General features: G+C 43.1%; 22 protein-coding genes and 1 pseudogene. 4 read left to right on the top strand and 19 right to left on the bottom strand.

From position 1 onward, the window contains the following. From BZ167_RS10240 to BZ167_RS10230, 3 genes are all read right to left on the bottom strand, one after another. Nucleotides 1–621: an NTP transferase domain-containing protein gene (locus BZ167_RS10240; protein ID WP_077392049.1), complete on the bottom strand. Its 621-nt coding sequence runs from the start codon at nt 619–621 to the stop codon at nt 1–3. After that, nucleotides 618–1,634, bottom strand: coding sequence for an XdhC family protein (locus BZ167_RS10235; protein ID WP_077392048.1), 1,017 nt, complete (start codon nt 1,632–1,634; stop codon nt 618–620). Before BZ167_RS10235 ends, BZ167_RS10240 begins: the two co-directional genes overlap by 4 nt. 68 nt (nt 1,635–1,702) lie before the next feature. Further along, on the bottom strand, nt 1,703–2,719 hold the full coding sequence (locus tag BZ167_RS10230; protein WP_077392047.1) for an FUSC family protein: 1,017 nt from the start codon (nt 2,717–2,719) through the stop codon (nt 1,703–1,705). A gap of 146 nt (nt 2,720–2,865) precedes the next feature. Between BZ167_RS10230 and BZ167_RS10225 the strand changes: the two are divergent. After that, nucleotides 2,866–3,156, top strand: a pseudogene (locus BZ167_RS10225) (fructose-bisphosphatase class III); the annotation flags it as partial. A 770-nt stretch (nt 3,157–3,926) separates the two neighbouring features. Here the strand turns inward: BZ167_RS10225 and BZ167_RS10220 are convergent. Then, a complete protein-coding gene (locus BZ167_RS10220) occupies nt 3,927–4,781 on the bottom strand; it encodes a hypothetical protein (protein WP_207719753.1) in 855 nt (284 codons plus the stop codon). A gap of 899 nt (nt 4,782–5,680) precedes the next feature. Between BZ167_RS10220 and BZ167_RS10215 the strand changes: the two genes are divergently transcribed. Continuing rightward, nucleotides 5,681–6,502, top strand: coding sequence for a hypothetical protein (locus tag BZ167_RS10215; protein ID WP_053573869.1), 822 nt, complete (start codon nt 5,681–5,683; stop codon nt 6,500–6,502). 140 nt (nt 6,503–6,642) lie between these two features. Here BZ167_RS10215 and rlmH read toward each other — a convergent pair whose 3' ends face one another. The 6 genes from rlmH to BZ167_RS10185 all read right to left on the bottom strand — a co-directional run bounded on the left by rlmH (nt 6,643) and on the right by BZ167_RS10185 (nt 10,679). Further along, the gene (gene rlmH / locus BZ167_RS10210) at nt 6,643–7,122 is read right to left on the bottom strand and encodes a 23S rRNA (pseudouridine(1915)-N(3))-methyltransferase RlmH (protein ID WP_013354196.1); all 480 of its coding nucleotides are present in this window, start codon (nt 7,120–7,122) and stop codon (nt 6,643–6,645) included. A gap of 80 nt (nt 7,123–7,202) precedes the next feature. Continuing rightward, the gene (locus tag BZ167_RS10205) at nt 7,203–7,373 is read right to left on the bottom strand and encodes a CxxH/CxxC protein (protein WP_004393147.1); all 171 of its coding nucleotides are present in this window, start codon (nt 7,371–7,373) and stop codon (nt 7,203–7,205) included. Between the two features lie 153 nt (nt 7,374–7,526). Next, nucleotides 7,527–7,697 carry a hypothetical protein gene (locus BZ167_RS20330; RefSeq protein WP_007407875.1) on the bottom strand — a complete coding sequence of 57 codons (171 nt, stop codon included), beginning with the start codon at nt 7,695–7,697 and terminating at the stop codon, nt 7,527–7,529. Between the two features lie 287 nt (nt 7,698–7,984). After that, a complete protein-coding gene (locus BZ167_RS10195) occupies nt 7,985–8,680 on the bottom strand; it encodes a hypothetical protein (protein WP_042635658.1) in 696 nt (231 codons plus the stop codon). Between the two features lie 105 nt (nt 8,681–8,785). After that, nucleotides 8,786–9,970, bottom strand: a complete 1,185-nt coding sequence (locus tag BZ167_RS10190; RefSeq protein WP_077392046.1) for a hypothetical protein — start codon at nt 9,968–9,970, stop codon at nt 8,786–8,788. 10 nt (nt 9,971–9,980) lie between these two features. Further along, the gene (locus BZ167_RS10185; RefSeq protein WP_370529540.1) at nt 9,981–10,679 is read right to left on the bottom strand and encodes a hypothetical protein; all 699 of its coding nucleotides are present in this window, start codon (nt 10,677–10,679) and stop codon (nt 9,981–9,983) included. Nucleotides 10,680–10,912: 233 nt separating this feature from the next. On the opposite strand from BZ167_RS10185, the gene BZ167_RS10180 reads away from it, so the two are divergent. Next, nucleotides 10,913–11,893 (top strand): aldo/keto reductase, encoded by a 981-nt coding sequence (locus BZ167_RS10180; RefSeq protein WP_069007584.1) that lies wholly within the window; start codon nt 10,913–10,915, stop codon nt 11,891–11,893. 30 nt (nt 11,894–11,923) lie between these two features. Here the strand turns inward: BZ167_RS10180 and BZ167_RS10175 are convergent, their stop codons facing one another. From BZ167_RS10175 to BZ167_RS10145, 8 genes are all read right to left on the bottom strand, one after another. Further along, nucleotides 11,924–12,397 (bottom strand): GNAT family N-acetyltransferase, encoded by a 474-nt coding sequence (locus BZ167_RS10175; RefSeq protein ID WP_015418601.1) that lies wholly within the window; start codon nt 12,395–12,397, stop codon nt 11,924–11,926. A gap of 47 nt (nt 12,398–12,444) precedes the next feature. Then, on the bottom strand, nt 12,445–12,579 hold the full coding sequence (locus BZ167_RS20600) for a hypothetical protein (protein ID WP_007407881.1): 135 nt from the start codon (nt 12,577–12,579) through the stop codon (nt 12,445–12,447). Next, nucleotides 12,566–13,681, bottom strand: coding sequence for a response regulator aspartate phosphatase (locus BZ167_RS10170; RefSeq protein ID WP_039253203.1), 1,116 nt, complete (start codon nt 13,679–13,681; stop codon nt 12,566–12,568). The genes BZ167_RS20600 and BZ167_RS10170 overlap by 14 nt, the downstream gene beginning before the upstream one ends. Nucleotides 13,682–13,811: 130 nt before the next feature. Beyond that, entirely contained in the window at nt 13,812–14,702 is an 891-nt protein-coding gene (rocF, locus tag BZ167_RS10165) for an arginase (RefSeq protein WP_007407883.1), read from the bottom strand. 73 nt (nt 14,703–14,775) lie between these two features. Then, nucleotides 14,776–16,176 carry an amino acid permease gene (locus BZ167_RS10160; RefSeq protein WP_015418603.1) on the bottom strand — a complete coding sequence of 467 codons (1,401 nt, stop codon included), beginning with the start codon at nt 16,174–16,176 and terminating at the stop codon, nt 14,776–14,778. A 223-nt stretch (nt 16,177–16,399) separates the two neighbouring features. Next, nucleotides 16,400–17,605: an ornithine--oxo-acid transaminase gene (locus BZ167_RS10155; protein ID WP_004393130.1), complete on the bottom strand. Its 1,206-nt coding sequence runs from the start codon at nt 17,603–17,605 to the stop codon at nt 16,400–16,402. A gap of 229 nt (nt 17,606–17,834) precedes the next feature. Continuing rightward, a complete protein-coding gene (locus BZ167_RS10150; protein ID WP_015418604.1) occupies nt 17,835–18,470 on the bottom strand; it encodes an SdpI family protein in 636 nt (211 codons plus the stop codon). Next, complete coding sequence (locus BZ167_RS10145; protein ID WP_015240946.1) at nt 18,467–18,754, bottom strand: autorepressor SdpR family transcription factor; 288 nt, start codon at nt 18,752–18,754, stop codon at nt 18,467–18,469. The genes BZ167_RS10150 and BZ167_RS10145 overlap by 4 nt, the downstream gene beginning before the upstream one ends. 174 nt (nt 18,755–18,928) lie before the next feature. Between BZ167_RS10145 and BZ167_RS10140 the strand changes: the two genes are divergently transcribed. Continuing rightward, nucleotides 18,929–20,344, top strand: coding sequence for a sigma-54 interaction domain-containing protein (locus tag BZ167_RS10140; protein ID WP_015418605.1), 1,416 nt, complete (start codon nt 18,929–18,931; stop codon nt 20,342–20,344). Between the two features lie 41 nt (nt 20,345–20,385). Here the strand turns inward: BZ167_RS10140 and BZ167_RS10135 are convergent, their stop codons facing one another. Beyond that, complete coding sequence (locus BZ167_RS10135; protein ID WP_033574289.1) at nt 20,386–21,105, bottom strand: cupin-like domain-containing protein; 720 nt, start codon at nt 21,103–21,105, stop codon at nt 20,386–20,388. Between the last annotated feature and the right edge of the window lie 2 nt (nt 21,106–21,107).

Genomic DNA, 21,107 nt, shown 5'->3' with positions numbered 1-21,107 from the left:
TCACTCCCCGAATTTATTCAGCAGCAGCGTATAATCTTCAACTGTATCGACGTCATAAAAAAGCAAAGGGTCTTGAAAGCTGATCATTTTTCCCGTATTGATCATACTTTCACGGATGACATGCCGGGCGCCCTGATCTCCCTTTAACTGATGCAATACCGGAAAACATTGATTTGAGAATAAAATGGGGGGCATAGGAAGATATTGATTTTCAGCGGAGATAAATAAATAACGGTGCTCCTTTTGATAGGAATCAATTAACGTATTGATGATATCTGCGGTGACAAACGGCTGATCTGCAAGGAGAATGATAACGGCGTCAGCCTCGTACTCTGCCGCTTTTTTCACACCGCATTGTATAGAATGGCCTTGGCCTTTACCCGCTTGCTCACATTCTGCCTGGCTCCACTTGCTTGATATGGGGTCTAAAAAGAAAAAATCCGAAAGCCAATGCAGTGGATCTCCCTTTCCCGTAATAACGAAAATATGATCTAATTCAGATAACAAGGCATTTTTAAGAGCTATACTTCCAAGGGAAACTCCATTGAGAACTAAACTTCGCTTATCCGTCCCCATGCGTCTGCTTGTACCGGCTGCCAGGTAAATGGCTGCTGTTTTCATAAGCGGGACCTTTGTGTTCGCATTTCTTTAATCATCTCGCCGACAATGCTTACAGCAATTTCCTCAGGCCCTTGTGCCCCGATGGGAAGTCCGATAGGGGCATGAATATCCTCCGGAATCTCAGCTCCGCCTAATAGCCGCTCGGTGCGCCTTCTGGGGCCTAATACACCTTTATAAAACACATTCTCGTTTTTTAATGTATGTAAAATGATCTGATCTTTTTGAAAGCTGTGCGTCATAATGACAACAAAATCCCTTTTTGTCATGCTCAGACCTTCCATGACTTCTTCCGGTGCTCCTGTAATCAAATGGCCGGCTTCAGGAAAATGGCCGTGATGACATAAAGCGGGACGCCAGTCAATCACCGTCACATGAAAGCCAGTGCCAGCTGCCAAAGAAACTAACGGCTTCGCATCTTCCCCTGCTCCGAATACATATAAACAAGGTTTTGGCACCATCTGATGGATAAAAAATAAATCAGAGGTATGTTCATCCCTCTTGATTCCCTTTTCCGTCTGTCTCAGTTTTTGAATACGGCCTTGTTCCATAACATCCCCGGTTCCAAACACTTCGCCATCTTCCACTATGTACAGCTCTTCCTTCGGCTCTAACGTTTCCGTGAATCGTTTCATTCGGGTCACAGACTTTTTTTCATCTAAGCATGCCTTGACTGTCATCAGATTTCGTTCCAATTCCCCTTTTACAGGCTCAAGTAAAACCGTCAAAACACCATTACAGCCAATGCCCTGTCCCCAGGATAAATCGTCTTCCGAGCTCATATCAAAGCGGACAATCAACGGCTCTCCTGCAGCCCAGACCTGTTCTGACCGTTCAACGAGATCTTCTTCCAGACAACCGGCGGATAACATTCCGACTCTTGTTTTATCCCCTAAAATCAGCATCGAAGCCCCTTCTTTCTTATAAGCGGACCCCTCTGTTTTAATAATGGTAGCCAGTACCTTAGCTTTTTTAGAAGTGGCGATGACATCCAAAATCCGGTGTATATCATCCATTTCATGTCCCCCGTTTTACCTGATCATATCTGCATCTGTAAATCCATATTCTTTTTTTCCAGAAAACATTACAAACGCTTCAGCAATTTTTTCGTTTCTAAAAAAAAAGAGTCTTTATAGACCTTATGACCGGGCGGCGGGTGCGACAGCATGTCGGAGCGGAGAGATTCCAATAACATGTCCTGTTCCTTCTGTTTCCAATTGTCTGTTTCACCCTGCTGTATTCCTATAAAACCCGCAAAGTATTCACTTAACACTTGTAAATCATTCCCCAGCTCCCTTTTGTCACTTGAAGATAAAGCTCCTTCTTTTTCCCAATCTTTTAACGTTTTCACTATATTTGACAGATACTCAAATCCGGCGTTCAACTTTTGCATCTCTATTTGATAGCTTGAAATGATGATTTTATGTTTTTTTCTGACGGGGTTGAATTTTAAGCTGTCAGAGGCTGTTTGCAGCATCTCTTTTGCCGTATGCAGCTCCTGCAGAAGATGGTTCATTCTATACGCCATGAGGTTTCCTTTTCCTTGTCCCCACTCTGATTGCACCCATTTGGAAAGGTCTGAAAGTGTGCCGGAAAGCTGACGAGCCAATGTTTGAAAAGAGTCCGCTGCCTTTTTTGTGTAGTCCGGCGGAAAAAGGAACATGTGAACCAGAATGGCGATAATGACGCCGATCACCGTATCGATGATTCGGTCGAATGCATAATCTTTAGCGTTTCGTTCAAACGTAAAGACCAACAAAATGGTGAGCGCTACCTGATGTAGAACCGTTACATCTATTCGTAACCACTTCGCAATGTAAGTACCGCCTAATAGGAACAGCCCCAGCATCCAGCCATTCATTGGCAAGTGACTGACAAGATAGGACGTTAGCATGATCCCAATCGCAGTTCCCGCAATACGATGAAAAGAAAAGCGAATTGACTGATCTATCGTTGGCTGCAAACATAAGATAACAGAAAGAGGCGCTAAATAGGGGTGATCAGAGCCAACCAGTTTTGCCGCTTCCCACGAAACAGCAGATGCAATCGCCATCTTCCAAACCAAAGATGTTTTGTTTTGAATTTTTTCACTTTTCATCATACGCCCCCTCCTTTCAGAAACCTTTTCCACTAGGTTTCCGTGACGGAAAGGGATTTATACTGTCGTAGGGAAAATGCGGAAGAAGCTGTTGTTCGAAGGGGGATTCTTGAATGATGGCTTCTTTTTGGGCGGGGTAGACATTAGGAAACGGAAAAATGATCGTCATCGACGGCGGCTTCTCCAAAGCCTGCCAATCCACAACAGGCATTGTCGGCTAAACGCTCTTATACAACTCCTACGGCATGCAGCTAGGTGCTGATAAACACTTTGACTCAAAGGCAGAAGTTCTGATCACCGGCACCGACGTCTTAACGGTGAAACGATTAGTGGACAAAGAGCTTGAGCGGTAGAAAGTGAAGGAAACGAATGTGGGAGAGGAATTGTTGAGGGAAGTGGCTATTTTGAAGAGGCTACGGGAGTATCGGTATATGAAGTGAGGGTATGAGGTTTAGGGATGATTCCTTGAGCTCTTTTTTTATTTCATTTAGCACTGCAAACCGCAAACATTATTTTAAATGAAAACAAATTTTGAAAAATGAATGATCAGCAAACAGACTAAATTCCGTGGAAGATAACCATGACGTTATTAATATGTAAGAGAAGAATGAAAACCAATACAAACGCTGTTTTTTTAGGTAGAATCGCCTTTCTAGAGATGGGTCTGTTATACATTTACATCTTTGCATTTAGAATTGATAATAGAAGCTTACCTACAAATTGAACTAAACGAAATCATGCTTGGGAGACTTCAAGAAATACTTATTTCATCTGCTCATAAAATGTCGATTGAGTAAATAAAAAGACGTTTAAGGTATGACTAATAAAATTGAATTCAATTTTATTTTTATAGAAATCAACATGTTCGTGCCCTTTTCATTTTTACACGGGCTAATCGTGAAACAGGTACGATGACTTACAGCCGACAAGGGATAATACCTTTAACTCCTTAAAACACCAAATGCGTCCTCCCTCTTCATTAAAAAACTCAGATGCCGGAGCAACCTCAAATTTTAAGTCTAAAGAAGGAGTGACTCATTTATTGATCACTCGATAAAATGCAATTTACATTTAGAAGAGTATGAATAAAAATCAGTTAATCCATATATTATTAAATTTTAGTTTAAATGTTTTCCTCACATTATCATGGAAAGATAATTAAAAAAGTCGCCCATTGAATAGTTGAACGACTTTCTTAGTAAATTCTACTTTAAGATTTCCTCATTGATAGCTTTATTAAATCCATTCCGTCTATAGAAAAATCAGTTCCATAAAAAACGGAAAGTTCTAAATCTCCATTAACTTTGGATCTCCTCACTTCTCCAATCCCAGTGAATACAATATCCTGATTTTTGTTTTCTTTTTGATACTTTAAAATGTGATGAAATAACCCTAAATAAGCTGGACTATTATTTATGAATACTTCTTCAAACTTAACATGGATATTTGTTTTACCCTCTTCCACAATGATATCAGCTATCGATTCTATTAATTTCACACTCTTTACTTTTCCCATTACTAAACGAGGTTTTCCATTATCAATATCCTTTAACATATCCACTGTCCTTTTGGGGAGGTTTGGTCCTCTAATACCTATCCTTCGATTAGTTACCTCTTCAGGCTGATCTCCATCTTGTAAAACAGCGTGAGTCACGGGAACAGATTCCTTTCCAACAGTAGTCGGATTATTTTTTCTGGTTGGTTTCTTTGTTTTCTCTATTGTCTTTTCATCATCAGACATAGTATATAGCTTATAAGCTTCTTTTAAAGCCCTTTTTTTCCTCTCAGCAGTGAGTTCAACATTAATAAATTGAGTAGTATCAACACCTACCCTTTTTTTAGCTCTCGTAAAACCATGAATACAATCGTCAATATGGTTATCCATATTCCATGTTCTTAAAAAGCTTTTTACACCAGAATTATAAATAACCCTTGCACCGCAATTCTTAGTAGGACAATAGAGATAACCTTTTAAGGTTTCATTATATAAGTCGGGCGTGATATCACTCTTTTCATATTCCTTTTCTATTCCATCTTTAATAAACCTTGCTGTTAATATTGCCAATATATCTCCTGCTTTCTTGTTGGTTATTAAGCCGAAGAAATAAAAGATAGAGGTCTAAGTTTGTCTTACTCCAAATTAACATTCCTGTAATTTTTTACTATATTTTAAACAAACTTAATAGGTGTTGATTTTTTTACCACACTATGTTATTCTTTTAAAAGTCAATTAGTTATAAAAATTATTAGTAAGACTAAAAGATATTTTTATTTAAAAATGCGGCAACATTTTTAAATAAAAGAAAATTCAATTAATAACACAGCCTCATACTTCTACAATTTTCGACCTTTTCTAAATTATAGCATAGGTCTATTTGTTTAGCAAACATTTCCCATTTTTATTCTCTCAATCATCAGATTACAACACAAAATCCATTAACAAATAAATAAATTTTCGTTTTAATATTACTTGTAAAGTTTCTAAGTGGGGATTACTCCATTTATTTTCATACCTTCCATGTGCAACAAGAAAGATTTCTTTTAAAAAGCAATCTTCTAATTTTCCGTTTTTTAGTGTTTTCTTCTTCTAAGTACTCATTGGCTAAAGATGGTGTACATTACTAATATCGAATATATCAGGTATTGTATCAATATATCTTGAAGGAAAGATTAGCAGTAATATAAATTCTTTTAAAATTTAATCAATTTATATTATAACTTTTTACACATTTAGGTGATGCCCAGTTTCATTTTCTTTTTTTAAAAAAGCATGTTAATAAGAAAATATTAGTGATTTTTTTAGAATCTCTAATGATGAAATGAGTATTTCTTTTAAGAACTGTATTTACATGAGAGTATATTATACCTAGAATTTACCTATTATTCTATTAGTAATGCACATTAGTATAGATTCGAATGGGAAAATTAGATAATAAAATATATAAGGAATTGCGGAGGTGCTTAATGCTTATGGAGATAGAAAATATCGAGGAAATTCCAATACAGAAATTTTATTTTTCAATGTCGCATCTTTCTCATATAAGCCAAGTACAAGATAATTTACCGTCCCTTTTGATAAGAGATTTATATAGTATTGTAGATACATACTACTTAGAATCTTTATCAATATTAAGGTCTTCAAAAAAAAATGGTAGTAGACTTAAATTGGAAATTGATTCGAAATTAAAAGAATCTCGAGAAATGTTGGAAAAGTATCAAAGATTAAGAGAACAGACGAAAGACCCGGATGAATTGGAATGGGTAGATGTTATTCAATCTCGTCATGTGTCCGAAAGGGAGTTCAAATTAAAACAAATAGAATTAGAGGGTGAAATGAATTCTTTAGCATCTATTGTAATGTTTCTAAGTTTATTGGAATCGACTTTATTTAGCCTGACCAAGAAACTCATTGAATCTGAACCATCACTTCCTGAAATGAAAGATGTTATGAATAGAAGTGATAATGGTATAGTTAAATACCTTAAATATTTCGAAAAATACATTGAAAAGCAAGAAAACCACTTTATTGTTGGGACAAAAAAGTATGAATTAATAAGGTTTTGGTTGAATGTCAGAAATAATATTGTACATAGCAATAATGCAGTAAAAAAAGAGATTTTAAGTGATGCAAATAGATTAAAAATAAGCATATCTATTAATAGTTATTCAAATAAATTTCGCTTTAAAGACATTGATATAATGTCAGTTGCAGAACTTTGTGGTGGAACATTGGAAGATTGCATTGAAAAAGGCTTGTATAAGTATTTTGGTGTAGAGGACATCTAATAAAAAAGAATTATACAAGTTAGTACGATTAATAAATGAATGGTAAAAAAATCAGTTTTTATTTCGTTTAGAAAGAGTCGTTCAATAGTTGAGTGACTCTTTCTTTCATAATCACTTTATATAATTAATCAAAACCCCACTCACTTATGATAAGGCTCACCACGATTAATCCGAAACGCCCGATAAATCTGCTCAACTAGTATGAGCCGCATGAGCTGATGAGGAAATGTCATTTTTGAAAATGACAGTTTGTCATCTGCCCGTTTCATGACGGCGTCGCTTAGTCCTAGTGAGCCGCCGATGACGAAGGTGATTTTGCTTTTTCCATAAGTCGCCAGCTTATCTATTGTATCGGCCAGTTCTTCGGATGTTTTCATTTTTCCTTCGATGGCGAGGGCGATGACGTGGGTGTCCGGGCTGATTTTGGCCAGGATGCGTTCGCCTTCTTTGTCTTTGACGATTTTCATGTCTTGGTCGCTCAGGTTTTCCGGCGCTTTTTCGTCCGGGAGTTCGATGATGTCGATTTTTGCGTAGGCTGAGAGTCGTTTTTTGTATTCTTCAATGCCTTGCTTGAGGTATTTTTCTTTTAGCTTTCCAATGGTCACAATATTGATATTCACAGGTCATCCCCACTTTAGAAACAAGTTATTCATATATATTGTCCACAATTGTGGATATCTTTTCTGTATTTTGTGTAGGATCATTCGTTCCCTACTAGATATGTTGCAGTGTCCCCACATAATTCACAGGCTGTGGATAAACTGTTAGTATGTTCGATTTTTCTGATTTCGGGCGGAAGCTCATGATCATCTATGTACATGTCCAGCACGGTTTCAATATGTTCTTCACAAGAATAATAAGCGGTTTTCATCGTTACGTCCTCCGGTTTTCTTTTGCACGCGGCAATTGTTCTCTTTTCAATATAACCTATTTATACACATGTTAGTAGTGCTTCGGGCTGAGTTTTATCCACAATTCGGCAAATCACGCGCAAAAAGAGCCGGTGTTTTCAGCATCCGGCTCTTTACGTGTTTTCTCTTTTTTCTAAGCGAAGGACGAACAGAATTCCTAATAGACACGCCAGCAGTGTAGAGCAAACATCAATCCAGTCCGGCTTTCCGCCGTTTAAAAAAGAGTTGGTTATTACGGAAACCAGGAGAATGGTTACGGTCACCGCGGCAAGCTTTTTCTTCATCGGCTCCCTCCTAAATTCCTCTATCTCTATGTTCGGTCGGCTTTTCTCTTGTTATATAGCCTTATCATAAGGATCACAACGATATATACAATCATAATCAATGCCCCGTTGCTCACATCAGGGTATCCAATCAACATATTCATTATGACAAAAACAATGGTTATACAAATGACGGACAACAATAAGAAGATACTGAATGATTTCAAATGAACACCTTCTTTCTTACAGTAACGTTTCATTATAAAAAGCTTACCAAAAGCGGCAAGCTCTTTTCAAATCTGCATATTTCAACCAAAGAATTGTTCACAAATTTCTTTAGCACCTGCTTCGCCAACTCCATTTTCAATTGCTAAACATAAAGGCGAGCACACTACTGCGCCGACAGCACCTCCGACAGCCATACAAGCACCTGCGCAAGCAATACTGGATCCCAGCCCCAGCATTTTTGTGACTAAATCGTTACAGGACTCCAATTTTGATTTTGCCGGAGATGCTTTTTTGACAGAGTTCAATAAAGCATTATTCCCCTTGCCTTTTAATCCATCTTGATTAAAATCTTCATTAATAATTTCTTTATCTCCCACTCTTAATTTGAAGTTTCCTTCTTTTTTTTCTTTGTCCCACTTTCCTTTACCCTCTACGGATAAAACGATTTGCTCAGTGTTTAAATTAATATACCTCTGCGCAAATGAATGATTTTGTTGATCTTCATAATGAACCAATGCAATCTTATGATCTTTATTATTTAAAACAGTCACAAAGACTTCTGTTTTATCCATATCCAAATCATCTCTGTCTTTGACGATACCCAAAGCTTTTTGTCTGTCTTTTTTACTTCCTTCAGACTTAATCGTTTTATCACAGACAGGGCATGTGATTTCATCTTTTATTGTCTTTGTACTAATAGCTTCTGTCACACCTGAAAAACTGAACATAAAAACAAAAATAACTACTCCCACAAACCATTTGAAACGTTTTTTCACTATATATCCTCCTTTTATTCAGTCTACTACTCTATATCCTCAAACGAGTACAAGTAAACCAATAAAAGGTTTTTTTGTTTATATAATCCAAAGTTTGTGTTTTCATTATGATGACTGCTTTTCCTTCTCAAACCCATCCATCACCTGCACATCATACAGCTTGAGATGGCTTTTCGGCGTGACGATGTTTTTTAAATTTGGGATGGTCAGGTCGTTCAGCTTTTTGCCCGTTTTCAGGTCGAAGGATTCGATTTTGGCGGGCTTTTTGTAGCTGTACGTGAACAGATACAGCTTTCCGTTTTGATGGGTCAGCTCCTTGAAGTCGGCTTTCATTCGTGATGCGGGGAGCTTGAAGGCTTTTTTGCTTTTTCCGGTCTCAGAGTTGATACGGTACACGTTTCCGAAGCCGTCAACGAAATAGAAGCTGCGCCGCTCCATGAAAAAGCTTTTTTTGAAGCTGAACGGCATGGAGTCATAGATCGTCTGTTCGTCATTTTTATAAGCGGCGATGTCATACGTTTTGATGGCGCCGCTGTTTTTCATGACTTTCACCATTTGATAGATGTGATCTGCTTTTTCCCCTCTGGTGACAAAGCAGACGGCGCTGTCGTCCGCGGCGAGCTGGGATTCGACAGACGTGCCTTCTTTATATGTCCATGTCGCGATTGATTTTGTATGGAGCTTCTCTTTATCAGCCTGAATGTCTTGGATGTGATAGCCTTTTTCGTCATCTGTCGGCGTGAGCGCGAAAAGATGATCTTTAAAAAAGCCTGAAGCGCGGATGTAGTGCGGGATGACGTTTTGCTTCCACTTGCCGTCAATCTGGCGGTACAGCTCTGAGCGATAGCTGCCGCCGCTCTTGTCGTAGCCCGAATTATACAGCGTGTAAAAGCCTTTCGCCCGTTCGATATATCCCGCGCTGTCTCCCGTATGCTGGTACGCTCTTTTATACGTGTGAAGGCCGTCCTGAACGGTATAGATTCCTTTTTTGTCCTCCAGCAGCACGCTGCCGTCATGCACTTTGGCCGATCCGAGCTCAAGCCCCTTCATGTGATAAGAAGAGAGCCGTCCTTTGTCATCGGCGAAGAGGGCGTAGCTTTTTCCGCCGCCGAACGTGTCTTGGTCAGCCGCCGTGGAGAAATACAGCAGCGCCTCTTTATCTTTCAGAAAATCAGGGTCATTTAATGTGTCTCTCGCAACCTCCGCAGGGTCTTCCGTGCGGAAATAGAAGAAGCATAAGACCGCTGCGGCGGCGATGATCACTAAGGGTATCCAGATGATTTTTTTCACGTTGTTCTCCTTAGTGAATGGTCAGAATCGTGGTTGTGTAGGACGAGCTTGTGATGTCGCGCGGGTATACGCCTAAGCCGCCATTAGAGTCGATATCAATCCCGGCTTTTAAGAGGAATGCCGACCACAGCAGTTTTGAGCAGTTTTTGGCGCCTTCATGGCCCGTATTTCTGTTATTGACGAAGTTGAAGGAGTACTCATCACCGACTCTTGATACAGCCCAGTCAGCGGCGGCTTGTTTTTGGGCATCGGTAACTTTCACGGTCTGAACGATTGAATTGTCTTCGACTTCTCTGCCGTTATAAGCAATCTGGCGGACGCCGTCTCCCGGCACGGATTCCACAATTTTATCAGCGGATGAATACATGCCGACATGCCCGTGGTTGTAATAAGCCGTGTATGAGTTCGTGTAATAAATATTGCCTTTTGTGCTTTTCGGAAGTTTTTTGGTTCCTGACGATCCGCCCATCGCAGAGAGCCCTTCTTTGGAAGCGGTTACATTTCCCTGCACCTTGTCTGCCGTGATTTCTTGATGAAACTGCTTGAGAATTGCTTCTGTTGAAACGTGCTTCTGTTTGGCAAGCTCTTTGGCGGATTGGAGAACGTCTTGAGGAGTCGTGCCCTGCTGAAGGTCTGCGATTTCTTTTGCGTAGCGGGCTGCTTCTGTTTCTTTCGCTTTTACATTCAAACCGGAGAACGACAGAACCATGGTGAATGACAGGGCAAACGGGAGGATGGCTTTGAACAGCTTTTTACACATATTACTTCGCCTCTTTTCTTTGAGTATAATTTTTCCACATTTGTATTATATGACGGAATTGCGATAAAAAAATAGATAATTTACAGATTTTTAAAAATTTTATAACAATATGTAAATCATATGCATAAATCATTTTCAAATATCAGGAAATCCGGTTATCATACAAGAAAGGGGGAGGACATATGAAGGACAGAACGATCGGTTCGATGCGGGTTTCCGCAATGGGTTTAGGGTGCATGGGCATGTCGGAATACTACGGCAGCCAGAGTGAGGAAGAGTCGATTTCCACACTGCATCATGCCGTTCATCTCGGCGTGAATTTGTTTGATACGGCTGATCAATATGGATTGGGTGCAAATGAAGAGCTTGTCGGCAGAGCACTCGCCCCATTCAGAAAGGAGCTTTACCTCGCGACGAAATTCGGTTATGTCCGAAGCGAAAAGGGTGAGTTTATCGAAATTAACGGACGGCCCGATTATGTGAAAAAAGCGTGTGATGCCAGTCTGAAACGTCTCGGAACGGATTATATCGACCTTTACTATCTGCACCGGGTTGATCCGCGGGTGCCGATTGAAGAAACTGTAGGCGCCATGAAGGAGCTGATAGACGAAGGAAAGGTGAGGTATATCGGATTGTCAGAGGCTTCCGCAGAAACGATCAGGCGCGCCGTCCGCATTCACCCGATTGCCGCGCTTCAATCGGAATATTCTTTATGGAGCAGGGAAGCAGAGGAGCATGTGCTGCCCGCCTGCCGTGAGCTCGGCATTTCATTTGTGCCTTACAGTCCGCTCGGCAGAGGTTTTCTTTCCGGAAAGATGACGTCGACCGAGCAGCTGGATGCCGATGATTACAGAAGAAGAACGCCGAGATTCCAGGGAGACAATTTGGCGGTGAATATAGGGCTCGTCCAAAAACTTACCGCCATTGCCCGGGAAATGAATATCACCGCGCCTCAGCTTGCGCTCGCATGGGTTCTTGCAAACGGCGATGACCTTATTCCGATTCCGGGTACAAAAAAGAAACACTACTTGGAAGAGAACCTCGCCGCTCTCGACATTGTGCTTCCCGAGGATGTGAAGGCGCGGTTGGATGAGATGTTTCCGATCGGCACGGCGGCCGGCGAGCGTTATCCGGAACACATGATGACATTGTTAGATGAATAACAAAAGAGGCCCCATCGTGCGGGCCTCTTTTCATGACAGCTTTTTGCTCATGATGACATCCGTCTCCAGAAATCCCGTCTTCTCATACAGCTTGCGCGCCGTTTCGTTATGAGCGAACACATGGAGAGAAATCTTGCGGACACCCAGGTCTTTGGCTTTGTCCTCCAGCCTTGCGAGCGCCTCTTTTGCATAGCCTTTGCCGCGGAAAGGCGGATGAAGGCCGAAATCATAAATAAATGCGTCCTGCTGCGGGTGGTCCGGATCGGCGTGCAGCCACAGCCAGCCGGCATTTTCCTTTCCGTCCAATGTCAGCGTCCATAAATAGTGATCGGCCGTCTCCAAGCCTTCAGGAAGCAGGTCATTAAACGCCAGCTCGGCTAATTCCGGCGCTTCGTCAGGCAGCCACGTTCCCGCTTTTACCTTTTCTTCAGCGTAATGCTTGGTTGAATGAGCGAGATAGGACTGAAATTCTTGTTCTGTCATCGGCTGCAGCGTGATAGCCATTAAATCACTCCTTACGAAACACAGATTGAAAGCGGTATCATGAAGTATTATCCGAAGGCTCCGTTTTCCGCCGGTTTTATGATTTGTTCGGCTTGTGCCGTTGAACCAGTTTGCGCAAATAATCCAATCGAAATGAGACTTGCCAAGGCTGCTGAGAGTACAATGAATTTACATGTTTTCATTACGAATCCCCTCCGTTAATCTCAAAATTTGGTCATTGGCATCAATTGATTCCTGAAAATACTTCGCCGCCGGTTTGTATTTCTCCTGTTTTTTAAAATGCGCCGCGGCCTGATACGACAAATCGGAAACGTCACTCCACAGCTCTTTCCTTCTTAACTCGGCGAAAGCTGATTCAAGCGCTTCTTCATTGCGGTCAATAAAGACATGCTGTAAGATGCGCAGCTTTTGGGTGTATACGGGTTCGTTTTTTTCTTCAGCGGCATTCAGCGCTTTATGCAGCCAAAACCGGCCCTCATCCGCCTGTTCCTGCTTCAACAATACTCTGGCCAGCATGTACAGACTCCGCACCGAATACGCTGATCGCAAATGCTCCTTTTGATCGAGAGCCGTTTCAAACTCGACCCGCGCCTCCTCAAGCTTTTCCTGTCTTTCATAACAAATGCCTGCGTTAAAGTGGGCGAGCGCCTCAATATGCGGATCGCCCGCTTTGGCGGCTTGATGAACCGCCGTCTGCAGGAGCTCTTCGGCTTTCTGATAGTGAAACAAGTCCATTCTGTTACAGCCGATCACCATTAAACACTGTGCTTCTCTGACCGCGTACATTTCATTGGCTTTGTAGATCTCCAACGCTTTTTCCGCGTGGTTCATCGCAAAGTAGTTTTGGCGGATTTCATAGTAGGCAATCGCCACTTGATAATTAAACTCGGCTCTTTCAATCTCATTCGGTATGTGCCGGAGCCTGCTTTCAGCAATCCGGTAAAAATTAATGGCGTTCATAAACCGTTTACGGTAAAACTCGTGCATTCCGGAAAAGAAATAATAATAGTATTGAATCATCTGGTCTGTTTTTTCTTTATCGGCGTTCAGCTGGATCGTTTTTAAAATGCCGTCTGTTTTCTCATACTCTTCCATTAAAAGCTTATAGCGGGAATCAATTAAATTAAAATAAAGGAGCACCGTTTGATTTTGTGTCATATTTTGCAGATCCGTAAGCAGTTGTTCTCTTAACGCCTCAGCCGATTCGGTGTTGTGCTTTTTGATTTCCTCATACCAGTCACTGATTTTTTTCGCAACTGTTTCGTGGGCCATCACTTCAGCCATCTGTCAGGACACCTCCCTTTCCCATTTTGTGTAATAAATATATCATATTTACAGGTTCAAAAAGAGGGTGGCAGCCCGCTAGTTTCCTCGTGGCAACAAAAAAACCTCCGCAGGTGCGGAGGCGCATATTTTATAACAGTTTTTTTCCTAACAAAGATTCCACCAGCTCGACCGCTGTTTTGCCGGTTTTGTTTTTGTGATCGAGGATCGGGTTGACTTCGACAAATTCAGCTGAAGTGATGATGTCGGCATCATACAGCATCTCCATTGCCAAATGGCTTTCACGGTAGCTGATGCCGCCGACGACAGGTGTGCCTACGCCGGGTGCGTCGCTCGGATCAAGGCCGTCGAGGTCAAGGCTGAGATGAACGCCGTCACAGTCTGACAAGTAGTCAATGGTTTCTTCAATGACCTTTGTCATGCCGAGGCGGTCAATCTCATGCATCGTATAGACCTTCATGCCTGTTTCCTTAATGTATTCACGCTCACCTTCATCAAGCGATCTCGCGCCGATGATGACGACGTTCTCCGGCTTGATTTTCGGGGCATACCCGCCCAGGTTCACCAGCGTGTCGTGCCCGACGCCGAGGCTGACGGCCAGCGGCATTCCGTGAATATTGCCTGACGGCGATGTTTCCAGCGTGTTTAAGTCGCCGTGCGCGTCGTACCAGATGACGCCGAGCTGTTTATAGTGCTTTGCCGTTCCTGTCAGCGTTCCGATCGCGATGCTGTGATCGCCGCCCAAGACGAGAGGGAACCGCTCATTCTCAATGACGCTGTCCACCTTTTGGGCGAGCTGCTCGTTCCCCGAGAGCACAGAGTTCAGATTTTTCAGCTCTTCATCATTTTTGAGTTTTTCACGATTGACGGGGATGTCGCCTAAGTCTTCCACCGCATACCCCATGTCAGATAACCGTTCAATGAGATGCGCGTAGCGGATGGCGCTCGGGCCCATGTCCACTCCGCGTCGTGCTTGTCCTAAATCCATCGGCATTCCAATAACTGAGATATTCTTGTTCATCCGTTTTTCCACCTCAACATGTTGTATGTTGTCCTGTGCGGGTTTCTCAAAGATGACTTGGACACGAAAAGATTTAAAGCTCTATCTGTTTTTCTGACTGCTTATGCTTTTTTACATACAGATGATAGACGATAACGCACACCGCCATGAACGGGATGCCGCAATAAAGGGCGAGCCGCTGTTCTGAATCAAATGCGAGGCTGATCAGAACAACCGTGTTTAACGTCAGCCCGATAATAGGCAGCACCGGGTACAGCGGTGTTTTAAACTTCAGGTCTTCCACTTTGCCGCCTTCGCGGATGTATTTCCGTCTGAACATCAGCTGTGACAGGGAAATCGTAATCCAGCCGACCTGCGCGCTTAGTCCGGCTAATGATAAGAGAAACATATAAACGGTTTCCGGCGCTGCCACTTTAGACAGCAGTGACAGGCAGGCGACGGCCAGCGTCACAATCAGAGCGTTCATCGGCACCCCGCGTTTATTTGTTTTGCCGAGTGATTTAAAGGCTTGTCCTTCGTTCGCCATGGCATATAGGATACGCGTCGATGCAAACAGGCCTGAGTTGGCCACTGAGAGCAGCGCAATTAAGATAACAAAGTTCATAATATCGGCGGCATATGGAATACCGATTTGTTCAAACACCACGACAAACGGGCTTTCGACCACTCCCGCCTGCTTCCAAGGAATCATGCCGGCAATGACGATGATGGAGAGAACGAAAAAGACCAGCGTTCTCCATACCGTTTGCCGGATAGAGCGCGGAATCGTTTTCTCGGGATTTTCACTTTCTCCCGCGGCAACCCCGATCAGCTCCGTTCCCTGGAACGCGAAGTTTACGGTAATCATCGTAATAAGCATAGCCTTAATGCCATTCGGAAACAATCCATCCTCATAAAAATGAGAGAAGAAAGGAGCCTGCTCGCCGTGTTTCATGTCAATCAGGCCGAACATGGCGGCGCCGCCCAAAATAATAAACAGCAGAATGACTAAAATTTTAATACCGGAAAACCAAAATTCCGACTCAGCGAACGCTTTTGTGGTAATGGCGTTCAAAAGAAACATCAGTCCGACAAACACGAGGCACCACACCCATACGGGAACATGCGGAAACCAGCGGAGCATCAATTGTCCCGCAGATAAAAACTCAATGGCGCATGTCACCGCCCAGCCGAGCCAGTACAGCCAGCCGAATGCGAAACCGAAAGCGGGGCTGATGAATTTGGTTGCGTACGTCTGAAACGACCCTGATACGGGAAGGGCAACCGCAAGCTCGCCTAAGCAGAGCATTGTCAAAAACATTATAAAACCGCCGACCAGATAAGACAGAACCGCGCCCAGCGGTCCCGCCTGGTTAATTGTAAATCCGGTACTCAGGAAAAACCCGGTGCCGATCACTCCGCCCAAAGAAATCATAAACAAATGGCGTGATTTCATTGTGCGCTGAAGCTGATTCTCTTTTTGATTTGTATTCACTATTCTGCACCCCTTCAGCAACTTGTATTGGAACCAAGCCGGTGCTTTGAAACCGATTTGCTGTCCAAAGAGCCTCTATTTGTATATGAATGTTATATGAAATTCATTTTCGTACATAAAGATACATTATACTAAAATACTGTCGCCGCGCAAATAGAGTGTGCTGAATTTTTTATTTGTAAATTCCATACAAGCCGAGGGAAAGCATTGCCGCATCAAGGTTTTACGCGTTTTGAAGCACGTTTGTGATCTTTTGGATCGCCCAGTCCAAGTCTTCCTTGGAAATCATTAACGGCGGTGCAAAACGGATCACGGTATCATGTGTTTCTTTGCATAAAAGCCCTTCGCCTTTCAGCTTTTCACAGTACGGGCGGGCCGCTTCTGTCAGTTCAACGCCGATAAACAGGCCGCGTCCGCGCACGTCTTTTATGATAGGGTTATCGATTTTCTCAAGCTCTTCTTTAAAATAACGGCCAAGCTGAAGGGAACGCTCTGCCAGCCCTTCTTCCTCAAGGACTTCAAGAGATGCGAGCGATACCGCGCAAGCGAGCGGGTTTCCGCCGAATGTCGAGCCGTGGGAACCCGGGTTAAACACACCGAGAATGTCACGGTTCGCCGCAATGCACGAAATCGGGAAGACGCCCCCGCCGAGCGCTTTGCCTAAGATGAACATATCCGGTACGATATTTTCCCAGTCAACCGCGAATGTTTTCCCTGTGCGGCCGAGTCCCGTCTGAATTTCATCAGCGATCAGAAGCACATTTTCTTCCTTACAAATGGCGGCCGCTTCTTGTAAAAATCCTTCCGGCGGAATGACGATGCCCGCTTCTCCCTGAATCGGTTCGAATAAGAAAGCGGCTGTGTTCGGCGTGATCGCCCTGCGCAGCGCTTCTGCGTCTCCGTATGGAATTAATTTTATACCCGGAAGCATAGGTCCGAAACCGCGTTTATACTCATCTTCTGAAGAAAGGGATACCGCAAGCATCGTTCTGCCGTGGAAGTTGCCGATACACGCAATGATTTCCGCCTGATTATCCGCTACTCCTTTGACCTCATATGCCCAGCGTCTCGCCGCTTTGACAGCGGATTCAACAGCTTCCGCCCCCGTATTCATCGGCAGAATCATATCTTTTCCGGTCAGCTTGGCTGTTTTCTCATAAAACGGACCGAGCTGATCATTATGGAACGCGCGTGACGTCAGAGTGATTTTATCCGCCTGATCCTTCAGCGCCTGAATGATCTTCGGATGTCTGTGCCCCTGGTTCACCGCAGAATAAGCACTCAGCATATCCATATATTGATTACCTTCAGGGTCTTTTACCCAAACACCCTGCGCTTCGGAAATAACAATCGGCAGAGGATGATAGTTGTTCGCGCCGTAATGTGAAGTTTGGCTGATAATTTCTTGAGATTTTGTGAAAGCTGACATAATCTGATTCCCCCTTGTTTTGTAATCATTCAACATTAGATCTTGCTTTCCCTTTTTATAAAGCAAGTTCCGTGCCAATTCGAAAAAACGGGATGTTTCGCCAGCATTCTTTCTTTTCCCGCAAAATTTTCCGGCAGTTTGCGTGCAAACTTCAGCCAAGCGCAAAATTTTTTTGCGTTTCCCGCTGACAAAATAGGAGCAATCCAATTAGATTGCTCCTACTCAACAGTTATTTATTCAATTGTCTCTGATATACAATGTAAGAATATAGTAAAGATAATATGATACAGCCGATTGCAGCCATGAAAATGACTGACACTCTATACACCGGCGGCAAAAAAGCTGCAAGCATCATGAGCATGCCCGCTAAGACAAAAAGTTTCGAACTAACCCTGTGTGTATCCTTCCAAACTCTTTCACTGCTCAGCGTCCAAGGTGTTCTTATCCCTAAAAAGAAATTAGGCTTAACGATCTGAATGAAGTTTCCAAACACCATGAAAATGACTCCCACTATAAAGTTTCCTAAATAAGATATAGGGAGATCATATCCCAGGCCGGTCAAGATGGTAATCAGATTAATGACAAACAGAACCGCAAACATTGTATTAAAGATAGCCATATATGGCCGGATAAACGTTTTGTAGTTATTTTTAGGATCAATCTTAGGGATGATAACCATTAAAATATATAGAATAATCATGATGCCAATAAGCATCATCATCGCATTAGCTTTCGTTTGGTAATCATTTGCACTTCCGTTTAATCCCCAGTGTGTCGCCAAATTGTCCGGTAAAGATGAATATGTGCAAACCCATGTGAAAACAGTTAAAACTATGATTCCTGCCGAAAAGAGATATTTTTTCATGATTCCCCGCCTTTCTTATTATCATGTTCTGAATCAGTCAGAGAAAAGAACCAGCCTATAAGATCCTGTAATACAGTGGTATTTAATGAATACATAATAAATTGGCCTTTCCTCTCATCGTGAACCAAATCAGTATTTTTCAATATGGTAAGGTGATGAGAAATACTGGGTTTTGACATGTCGAAGTGTTCCGCAATTTCTCCAGCCGTCATGTCTTGTTTCTTTAATAAATCCAAAATTCGTCTCCTTGTAGGATCGGCCAGTGCTTTAAAAGCTTTATTCAAAAACTTTCCCCCTCTCATACATACATGATTTAGATATTTAAGTATATATCTAAATATCAACCATTTCCCTAAAAAAGTCAATGGTTTTATTACCTCAATTTCCATTTACTTTTAAACATCGTCCAAGCGCAAAATTTTTTTGCGTTTCCCGTTCGATTTATTTTAAAATAATGAATGTTAAGACGATTAAGAGGGGGAATTGACCTGCACACAACCAGCGAATTTTACACACTCGTGTTACAAAGCATTCTGGAAGAGATTGATGTCGGGCTGCATGTGGTGGACGAAAAGGGCAGCACCGTCATTTACAATAAGAAAATGATGCAGATTGAAGATATGGATGAACGGGACGTCCTGCATAAAAACCTGACTGATGTATTTATGTTTTCCAATCAGCAGGACAGCACGCTCGTTCAGGCCCTTCAAGAAGGCAAAACGATTAAAAACGTGAAGCAAAGCTATTTCAATAACAAAGGCCAGGAAATCACGACGATCAACCACACCTTCCCGATTGTGCAAAACGGCGAGATCAAGGGAGCCGTGGAAATCGCCAAGGACGTCACCAAGCTCGAACGGCTGATCAGGGAGAACATGCACAGGAAAGAACAGAACAGCTACACGTTTGACAGTATTCTCGGCAACAGCCCGGTCATTCGGGAAGTCATCGAAAACGCGAAACGGGCAACCCGCACATCATCATCGGTGCTTTTGGCCGGCGAGACGGGAACGGGCAAGGAACTGTTCGCCCAAAGCATTCACAACGGCAGCCAGCGCTCAGGCGCCCCGTTCATCTCACAAAACTGCGCCGCCCTGCCGGATAGCCTGGTCGAAAGTATTCTATTCGGCACGAAAAAAGGCGCCTTTACCGGAGCCATCGACCAGCCCGGCTTATTTGAGCAGGCGCAGGGAGGCACCCTGCTCCTCGATGAGATCAACTCGCTCAATCTCAGCCTGCAGGCAAAACTGCTCCGCGCCCTTCAGGAAAAGAAAATCAGGCGCATCGGATCAGCGCAGGACAAACCGATTGACGTCCGCATCATCGCCACGATGAATGAAGACCCGATCACCGCCATTTCGGAAGAGCGGCTGCGCAAAGATTTATACTACCGCTTAAGCGTTGTCACACTGATCATTCCCCCGCTCCGGGAGCGCAAGGAGGACATTCTGCCTCTGGCCGAAGTCTTTATCCAGAAAAACAATCACCTGTTCCAAATGCATGTCGATTCGATCAGTGACGATGTGCAGCGATTCTTCTTGGAATATGACTGGCCGGGCAACATTCGCGAGCTTGAACATATGATTGAAGGCGCCATGAACTTTATGACGGATGAAACGACAATTACGGCGGCCCACCTGCCTTATCAATACCGCATGAAAATCAAACCGGCTGACACGGAAACCAAAGCCGCCGCAAGCACCCAGCCCGGCACCGATTTAAAAGACAAAATGGAAAACTTCGAAAAATACATGATCGAAAAGATCCTGAGAAAACACGGCAATAACATATCCAAAACGGCAAACGAGCTCGGAATCAGCAGACAGAGCCTGCAATACCGCCTGAAAAAATTCGGTCTGGACCGGATGAAATAAATCCATACAAAAAAAGGCTGAGTTGCTCCTCAGCCTTTCGTTTATATCTGATTGGCAAGCCGCTCTCCGGTAAACCAAAAGTTCTCACTCACTGCCAATGTATGTTCCGTATTCTCGACTTGATGCCACCAATGGCGCGGCGCGTAAATGATTTCTCCCGCCTTTTGTCTGAAGCGGATCGGAGACGCCTTTTGCACCAGCGGTTTTTGCTCAATGTCTTTTTCATCAAAGACATTGATATTTCCTTCGTACAAATACGGAGAGTCGTCCGGATGATAGAAGATCCATTCCTTCTCCCCGAAAATGACGCCGTTCCACGCGTGCGTGTTGTTAAAATCCTGATGCAGCGGTGTGCCTGTCTGCTTAGAACCGAGAAAGAACCATTTCCAGTCCCGTCCCGTTTCTTCATCCGCTCTCAATGTGTCTTTTGTAAAATACTCGGGTGCGGAATAGACAAGGTCTAAGTCATTTTGGTTCAGCTGCGTAAAATTCCAGTCACAGTACCATTTGTCATCATTCTGATCAATATACTCGATATAGTTGGAAAGCTTTACTTGTTTAAACGTTTTGACCCCTTCGATATCTGATTTTCGGATGGTGACCATTCTGTCCCCATAGTGTTCTTCAATGTATTCAAGCGTCCACGGCCTGCATTCCCAGTGATCCATTGCCCCCGTCAAAATAAAAGGTTTCTTATCAGCATACTCGCTTACAAAAAGATCGTACGATAACTCATTGATTGTCAGTCTGTCAATGGTCATAT

It is taken from the genome of Bacillus sp. 275 (assembly GCF_001999205.1).
GTDB classification, from domain to species: Bacteria; Bacillota; Bacilli; order Bacillales; family Bacillaceae; genus Bacillus; species Bacillus velezensis.
This window is presented reverse-complemented; position numbering and strand designations above follow the sequence as displayed.

Coding starts and splice junctions, on each gene's coding strand:
- BZ167_RS10240 (WP_077392049.1), bottom strand. CDS start 621: ATGAAAACAGCAGCCATTTACCTGGCAGCCGGTACAAGCAGACGCATG.
- BZ167_RS10235 (WP_077392048.1), bottom strand. CDS start 1,634: ATGGATGATATACACCGGATTTTGGATGTCATCGCCACTTCTAAAAAA.
- BZ167_RS10230 (WP_077392047.1), bottom strand. CDS start 2,719: ATGATGAAAAGTGAAAAAATTCAAAACAAAACATCTTTGGTTTGGAAG.
- BZ167_RS10215 (WP_053573869.1), top strand. CDS start 5,681: ATGCTTATGGAGATAGAAAATATCGAGGAAATTCCAATACAGAAATTT.
- BZ167_RS10205 (WP_004393147.1), bottom strand. CDS start 7,373: ATGAAAACCGCTTATTATTCTTGTGAAGAACATATTGAAACCGTGCTG.
- BZ167_RS20330 (WP_007407875.1), bottom strand. CDS start 7,697: ATGAAGAAAAAGCTTGCCGCGGTGACCGTAACCATTCTCCTGGTTTCC.
- BZ167_RS10185 (WP_370529540.1), bottom strand. CDS start 10,679: ATGGTTCTGTCGTTCTCCGGTTTGAATGTAAAAGCGAAAGAAACAGAA.
- BZ167_RS10180 (WP_069007584.1), top strand. CDS start 10,913: ATGAAGGACAGAACGATCGGTTCGATGCGGGTTTCCGCAATGGGTTTA.
- BZ167_RS10175 (WP_015418601.1), bottom strand. CDS start 12,397: ATGGCTATCACGCTGCAGCCGATGACAGAACAAGAATTTCAGTCCTAT.
- BZ167_RS20600 (WP_007407881.1), bottom strand. CDS start 12,579: ATGAAAACATGTAAATTCATTGTACTCTCAGCAGCCTTGGCAAGTCTC.
- BZ167_RS10170 (WP_039253203.1), bottom strand. CDS start 13,681: ATGGCTGAAGTGATGGCCCACGAAACAGTTGCGAAAAAAATCAGTGAC.
- rocF (WP_007407883.1), bottom strand. CDS start 14,702: ATGAACAAGAATATCTCAGTTATTGGAATGCCGATGGATTTAGGACAA.
- BZ167_RS10155 (WP_004393130.1), bottom strand. CDS start 17,605: ATGTCAGCTTTCACAAAATCTCAAGAAATTATCAGCCAAACTTCACAT.
- BZ167_RS10150 (WP_015418604.1), bottom strand. CDS start 18,470: ATGAAAAAATATCTCTTTTCGGCAGGAATCATAGTTTTAACTGTTTTC.
- BZ167_RS10140 (WP_015418605.1), top strand. CDS start 18,929: ATGTTAAGACGATTAAGAGGGGGAATTGACCTGCACACAACCAGCGAA.
- BZ167_RS10135 (WP_033574289.1), bottom strand. CDS start 21,105: ATGACCATTGACAGACTGACAATCAATGAGTTATCGTACGATCTTTTT.